Here is a 6,812-nt window from a genome sequence, read left to right on the forward strand (position 1 = left end):
GACATGATCAAGGATCTGGAACACCCTCAGGACGATAAAACCGTTTTGCTTGACCGCCTTGGGCATGGCCCGGAGCGCAACCCGCTGACCGACTTCGCCGATCCCCCCCGTTTCGAGCAGTTAGAGGAACGGATGATCTATGCCGCACGCCTGGGCCCTGCGCAATCCTTCAGCGTCAGCCTCAACCCGCTCGTGGCGGCGGCGTCCGACCTGCTGTCGGAAGTGGTTCGCCTCAAGCACAGCACGTCTGCCGAAGACTTGCGTGCACTCAATAGGCGCCTGAGTGCCGGCCTCAGGCAGTTCGACACGCGAGCCCTGCAGGACGGTGCGCAGAGCAGCCAGGTGATGGCCGCCCGCTATGTGCTGTGCACCGTGGTCGACGAGGCGGTGGTGAGCACCTCTTGGGGCAATGAAAGCCAGTGGTCGCAAATGAGTCTGCTCAGCAGCTTTCACAACGAAACCTTCGGCGGCGAAAAGTTCTTCCAACTGCTGGATCGGCTGTCGAAGAACCCGGTCAAGCATCTGCCGATGCTGGAGCTGATGTACCTGTGCCTGTCGTTGGGGTTCGAGGGCAAGTACCGGGTCATTCCCCGCGGCGTGCTCGAGCTTGAGGGGATTCGCGACGCCTTGTACCGGCAGATCCGCCAGCTGCGGGGCGATGTGCCTCGTGAGCTGTCGCCACATTGGGAAGGGCTCGGCGATCAGCGTCGCAGCCTGGTGCGCATTGTGCCGGGGTGGATGGTTGCGCTGTTCACCGTGGTTTGCCTGCTGGTGATGTACTCGGGGTTTGCCTGGGTGCTGGGCCAGCAGCGCGAAAGCCTGTTGCAGACGTATCAACCGCTTGACCCGGTGGTGGTCCAGCCCCAGCAGTAAGACAGGGACGTGTGATGAAAAACTTCTTCAATAAAGCCGGCGCCTTGCTGCGTCAGACCTGGGTCTGGACGCTGCTGTTGGTGCTGAGTGTGGCATCGCTGGTGTGGTTCGTCGGGCCACTACTGGCCGTCAACGACAACAAGTTCTGGGCCAGCGCAACCTCGCGCCTGCTGACCATCAGCGCGTTGTTCCTGATCTGGGGGCTGGCGATGGTCTTTGTCAGCTGGCGCGCCGGTGTCCGCAAGAAAGCCGTCTTGGACAGCGAGGCCGGGCAGCAGCGCATGCAGCGCGACGAGTTGATCGACCAGGAGCACAAAGAGCTCCATGAGCGCTTCAAGGACGCGCTGCGCACCCTAAAGACCTCAAGCCTGTACCGCGGTCGCAGCGAGCGTTGGCGCAGTGACCTGCCCTGGTACCTGCTGCTCGGTCCCCAAGGCAGCGGCAAGACCAGCCTGCTGGACTTTTCGGGCCTGGAGTTTCCGCTCAACAAAATGGGCCGCAAGCTGACCCGCGACACCAGCGGCACCCGTCACTGCGACTGGTACTTCGCCGAGCATGGCGTGCTGATCGACACGGCCGGCCGCTACCTGAGCCAAGGCGCCGCCGACGTCGACGCCAGTGCCTGGAACACCTTGCTGGGTCTGTTGCGCAAGCGTCGTCGTGGCCGCCCGCTCAATGGTGTGCTGGTGACGGTTCCGGTAGCGGCACTGCTGAGCGCCGACGAGCAGGAACTGGAGACCCTGGCGCAGCAGGTGCGTATGCGCTTGCAGGATGTTCATCAGAAATTGCATGTCGATGTCCCGGTCTACCTGGTGCTCAGCAAGGCCGACCAACTGGCGGGGTTTGACGAGTTCTTTGATCACATGAGCCGTGAGGAAAGCGATCAGGTACTCGGCGCCAGCTTTGGCAAGGAACAAAGCGGCACCGATGTGGCAGTTCTTCGCCAGGAGTTCGAGGAGTTGCTGCGGCGCTTGAACAGCCAGGTGATCATGCGCATGCACCAGGAGCGAGACACCCAGCGGCGTGGGCGCATTCTCGACTTCCCACACCAATTGGGACAGATCGGAGAGCGCTTGTGCCTGTTCGTCGACATGGCATTCACCGGCAACCGCTATCAGCGCCCCAGCCAGCTGCGGGGCTTCTACCTGACCAGTGCGCCGCACCTGATCGAACAGCTCGATCAAGATACGGCCAGTATCGGCGCGACCCTGGGCATGTCGGCTGCCGTCCTGCCGACCCTGCGCGGCGGTCGCTCGCGCTTTATTCATCGCCTGTTGAGCCGGGTGATTTTTCCCGAGGCCGACTTGGCCGGCCTGGACCAACGCGAGCGCCGACGCATTCACTGGGGCCAGCGTGCTCTGTACGTGGGCGCCCTGGCGGCCCTGGCGGTGTTTGGCATGCTGTGGGCGGGGAGCTTCTCGGCCAACCACGGGCGCCTGGAGCAACTGCGTTCACTGGCGCAGAGCTGGAGTGAGCAACGCGCGGCCTTGAGTGCGCGGGATGACGCGCAGGCCTTGCTCAAACCCCTCGACACTCGTTATGCGGCCACCCAGGTCTTTGCGCCCGGGGGCGAGGTGCCACTGCATGAGCGGGTTGGGCTGTATCAAGGCGATGCCAGCCGTCCGGTGCTCTTGCGTGCCTATGAGCGTGAGTTGCAGGAGCAACTGTTGCCAAGGGTTGCGCAGATGCTCGAAGGGCAGGTTCGCGCCAACATGCGCGATCGCGAACGCCTGCTCAACAGCTTGCGCGCGTATCTGATGCTGAACCTGCAGGATCGCCGTGATCCGCCCTTGCTCAAGGACTGGGTGGCGCGAGAATGGTCGAGCCGCTACGCCGGCAACAGCGCCTTGCAGAACGGTCTGAATGGGCACTTCGAACGCCTGCTCCAATTGCCATTCAGCTATCCGCTCAACGAGGCTCTGGTGAGCCAGGCCCGTCAGGTGTTGCGCAGCGAATCGTTGGCCAACGTGGTCTACCGAGTGCTGCGCGAGCAGGCTCGCAGCTTGCCGCAATACCGTCTGAGCCAGCACCTGGGGCCACAAGGCAATCTGTTTGTCGGCACTGACTATGTGATCCCGGGTTTTTATACCCAGCAGGGTTATCAGCAGTATTTTTCGATCCAGGGCACGGCGCTGGTCACCGATATCCTGCGTGACAACTGGGTGCTGGGCGAAGGTTCGGGAATCAGTGGCATGGATCTGCGTCGGCTGATGGTCGAGCTGGAGCAACTGTACTTTCGCGACTATGCCAACCACTGGAGCGAAGCCCTGGGCCGGGTCAGCCTGCCGCCGTTCAACGATGCCGGCGATGGGGCCGAACAACTGGCCAGTCTGACCGCGGCCAACTCGCCGCTCTTGCAGTTGCTGGTGGAGATCCGTGAGAACACCCGCTTCCAGAGCGTGCTCGAGGCTGCCGACGAGACGGCGCAGGCTGGCAAGACCGGGGATGCAGCGCCGGGTGCGCAGGGCGAGGGGCTGGCCGCTGTCGCAGGTAAGGCCCGCCAGGCCCTGGCCAAGAGCCTGCCGGATACGGCGAAGAAGGCGCTGCAACGTCGCTTCGACCCGCTGCACCGCTTGCTGGACGACAACAACGGCCCGGCGGCGGACCTGACCCCGGCGTTGCTGGCAATCAACGACCTGCAGCTGCAGCTGTCCAGCCTGGCGCGGGCCAGCCAGCCTGATCAGGCTGCGTTTGAAATGGCCAAGGCGCGCATGAGCGGCCAGCGCGATGCCCTGAGCAGCCTGCGCAATGCCTCGGCGCGCCTGCCGCGTCCGGTGAGCCTGTGGTTCAACTCGCTGGCCGAGGACGCCTGGCGCCTGGTGCTCAATGATTCGTACCAGTACCTCAACCAGCGATACCAGAGCGAGCTGTACAGTTTCTACGGTAAGGCGATCCGCAAGCGCTATCCGTTCAATGCCCATAGCACCAGCGATGTGGCCGTCAACGATTTTCGCGAGTTCTTCAAGGCTCAGGGCATCGCCGAGCGCTTCTTCGACACCTACATACGACCTTTCGTCAGTGGTGATCCGGGTAGCTACCGCTTGCGCAGCATCGACGGCCAAAGCCTGCCGATCAACAAGGCGTACCTTGAGCAGATGGTCGCCGCGCAAGTGATTCGCCAGGGATTCTTCGCCGAGAACCCGGCCGAGCCCCAGGTGCAGTTCAGGCTTGAGCCCTACACCCTCGACCCGGCGGTGAGTCGGGCCGAGTTCCGTTTTGGCAACCGGCAACTGGAATACCGGCACGGCCCTATTGTGCCGATGTCCTTCAAGTGGCCCACCGATGCTGAAGAAGGGCGTGCCAGCCTGGTGTTGGACAAGATGGTCGGCCGGCCCATCGGTATCGAGAAGAACACCGGGCCCTGGTCGTTGTTCCGTCTGCTCGACCTGATGCAGACCGAGTACCTGACCGGTCGTGATGTGCTGGTACTCAAGGCCGAGCTGGGTGGCTTGCGTGCCAACTATCTGCTGCTGAGCCAGCGCACGCCGAACCCGTTCGACATGGGCGTGCTGCGCTCATTCCGTATGCCGGCGCAGCTCTGATGTTGGGTGCCGGCACTTGGCGCAGCGCCGCACGGACCGACCCGGGCAAGGTGCGGCTGCGCAATGAAGATGCCTTTCTCGATTGCCCGGAGCAGGGGCTCTGGGTGGTCGCCGATGGCATGGGCGGCCACCAGTGCGGAGATGTTGCCAGCCAGCTGATTGTCGCCAGCCTGGCGGAGTTGTCGCTGCGTGACAGTTTCGAGGGGCGGCTCAATGACTTGCGCCAATGCCTGCACTGGCTCAACCGGCGCCTTGGCCAGGAGTTGACGGTCAGTGTGGGGCGCCAAGACAGCATTGTTGGCAGCACCGTGGTGGCGTTGTTGCTGCAAGGCAACCGCGCGGCCTGTATCTGGGCGGGCGACAGCCGCTGTTATCTGTGGCGTGGGCAGTGCCTGTATCAACTGTCCAAGGATCACTCGCTGAGGCAGCAATTGGTGGACGAGCAACGGATGAGTCCGGAACAGGCCAGTGCTCATCCCGATGCCAATGCCCTGACTCGCGCGGTGGGCGCCAGCGAGCGGTTGGCCCTGGATGTGCTGGAGTTCGAGGTCCATGCGGGCGATGTTTTTCTGCTGTGCAGCGATGGTCTTTACCAAGGACTTAGCGGAGATGCCTTAGGCCGGGCGCTGAGCCTTGCGTCGCCACGGATCGCCCTGGAGCGCCTGTTTGAAGGGGCATTGCGCGGCGCCGCCAGAGACAACCTGACGGCCGTGGTGATCCGCCAATGACGGATATGAAGCCCGATATGCAGCGCATCCTGGCCGGTGAGGCTGAGGCCGGCGACCTGACCTATTTCGCCTTCGTCAAACCCCCACCTGCTGCGCCTGCCGTGGCGCGTCCCAGGGGCAAGGGCCGCAGCCGGGCGCGAAAGCGTGGCAAAGCCAAAGCTGCGCAAACAGCGCCGGTAGGCACGCTGCCGCGATTGCTGGCGGGTCGCTATCGTCTTGAACGGCTGCTCGGTGCTGGAGGCATGGGCACGGTTTATCGCGCGCGCGACCTGCTGCATGAACAGTTCGGCGACCCCGATCCCTACAACGCCCTCAAGGTGTTGGGCGAGGAGTTTTCCGAGTCGCCGGATGCGAGCCTGGTGCTGTATAGCGAGTTCGCCCTGACGCGCCGCTTGCGCCATCCGAACATCGTGCGTTTGCACAGCTTTGAAGTGGATGCCCAATGTCACTGTGCGTTCATCACCATGGAGCTGATGCGCGGGCTGACGCTGGACAAGCTGCTCTGCGAGCACCCGACGGGCCTGCCGTGGACAGCCTTGCAGGAGGTGGCCGTGCCGCTGCTTGACGCCCTGGCTTACAGCCACGGACGCGGCGTGCTGCATGGGGATCTGAAACCGAGCAACGTGATGCTCGGTGAAGAGGGCGTGCGCCTGTTCGACTTCGGCCTGGGTCAGGCCGAGGCGGGTGTCTTGCCTGGCCTGCCTCACTTGAGCCGCAGTCGCTTCAATGCCTGGACGCCGGGCTACGCTGCCCCCGAATTGCTGGAGGGCGGTGTCTTGTCGGCCGCTGCCGACCTGTATGCCGTGGCTTGCGTGATCTTTGAACTGGCCTCTGGCAAGCATCCCTTCCGAGGCTTGCCGTCGACCCAGGCGCGTGATCAGCGACTGGAGCTTACCCTGCAGGCGCCCAAGCATCTTCCAGGGCATTGCTGGCCCGCCCTGCGAGCGGCGTTGGCCTTCAATGTGGAGGAGCGTAGCGACGGCCTTCAGGCACTGCGTGAGGCGCTGGGCGCGCAACCGTCCTGGATATCGCGCTGGATGTCGCGATGCAGAAGATAGTCCGTGAGCGGGGAGGGTTGCGGTCTTTTTCGTCGGGCTCGGAAGGCCAATGGTTCTCTAAGTGGAGATGTGTGTCATGCGTCAAAGGGATTTGCAGTTCACGTTTTCCGTGCTGACCGCACAGGTGGCGTTCGAGGTCGTCGAGTTCACCCTGGAAGAAGCCTTGTCCGAGCCTTTTCGCCTGACGCTCGAACTGGCCAGCGACAACGGTGCCATCGACTTCGGCCAGATCCTCGACCAGCCGGCCTTGCTGACGATCTGGCAAGGCGGCCTGCAGGTGCGGCATGTGCATGGCTTGGTCAGCAGCTTCACCCAGGGTAAAACCGGCTTTCGCCGCACCCGTTACCGCCTGCTGGTGGAGCCGCAACTGGCCCGCCTGGCCCTGAGTTCCGACTGGCGTATTTTTCAGCAGAAGACGGTGCCCGAGATCCTCAAGTCGGTGTTGGACGAGCACGGCGTTCTTGATTACCAGCCCTACATCCATACCCCGCATGCGCCGCGTGAATACTGCGTCCAGGCCGGAGACACCGACCTCTATCTGTTCGACCGCCTGTCCACCGAGGAAGGCCTGTTCTATTTCTTCAAGCACGATGCCAACGCCCACACCCTGG

General features: G+C 63.3%; 5 protein-coding genes. All 5 read left to right on the forward strand.

Annotated features, from left to right (window positions below):
• Positions 1 to 3: 3 nt before the first annotated feature.
• Positions 4 to 873 carry a type IVB secretion system protein IcmH/DotU gene (icmH, locus tag J5M73_RS29060; RefSeq protein ID WP_207816779.1) on the forward strand — a complete coding sequence of 290 codons (870 nt, stop codon included), beginning with the start codon at positions 4 to 6 and terminating at the stop codon, positions 871 to 873.
• A 14-nt stretch (positions 874 to 887) separates the two neighbouring features.
• Entirely contained in the window at positions 888 to 4,415 is a 3,528-nt protein-coding gene (gene tssM / locus J5M73_RS29065; RefSeq protein ID WP_207816786.1) for a type VI secretion system membrane subunit TssM, read from the forward strand.
• Positions 4,415 to 5,143, forward strand: a complete 729-nt coding sequence (locus J5M73_RS29070) for a PP2C family serine/threonine-protein phosphatase (protein ID WP_207816787.1) — start codon at positions 4,415 to 4,417, stop codon at positions 5,141 to 5,143. Before tssM ends, J5M73_RS29070 begins: the two co-directional genes overlap by 1 nt.
• The gene (locus tag J5M73_RS29075) at positions 5,140 to 6,201 is read left to right on the forward strand and encodes a serine/threonine-protein kinase (RefSeq protein ID WP_207816788.1); all 1,062 of its coding nucleotides are present in this window, start codon (positions 5,140 to 5,142) and stop codon (positions 6,199 to 6,201) included. The genes J5M73_RS29070 and J5M73_RS29075 overlap by 4 nt, the downstream gene beginning before the upstream one ends.
• A 76-nt stretch (positions 6,202 to 6,277) precedes the next feature.
• The coding region (locus tag J5M73_RS29080) for a contractile injection system protein, VgrG/Pvc8 family (protein ID WP_279381767.1) at positions 6,278 to 6,812 on the forward strand (535 nt) is incomplete at its 3' end.

The organism is Pseudomonas sp. 50_B (genome assembly GCF_017491625.1).
GTDB lineage: Bacteria > Pseudomonadota > Gammaproteobacteria > Pseudomonadales > Pseudomonadaceae > Aquipseudomonas > Aquipseudomonas danubii.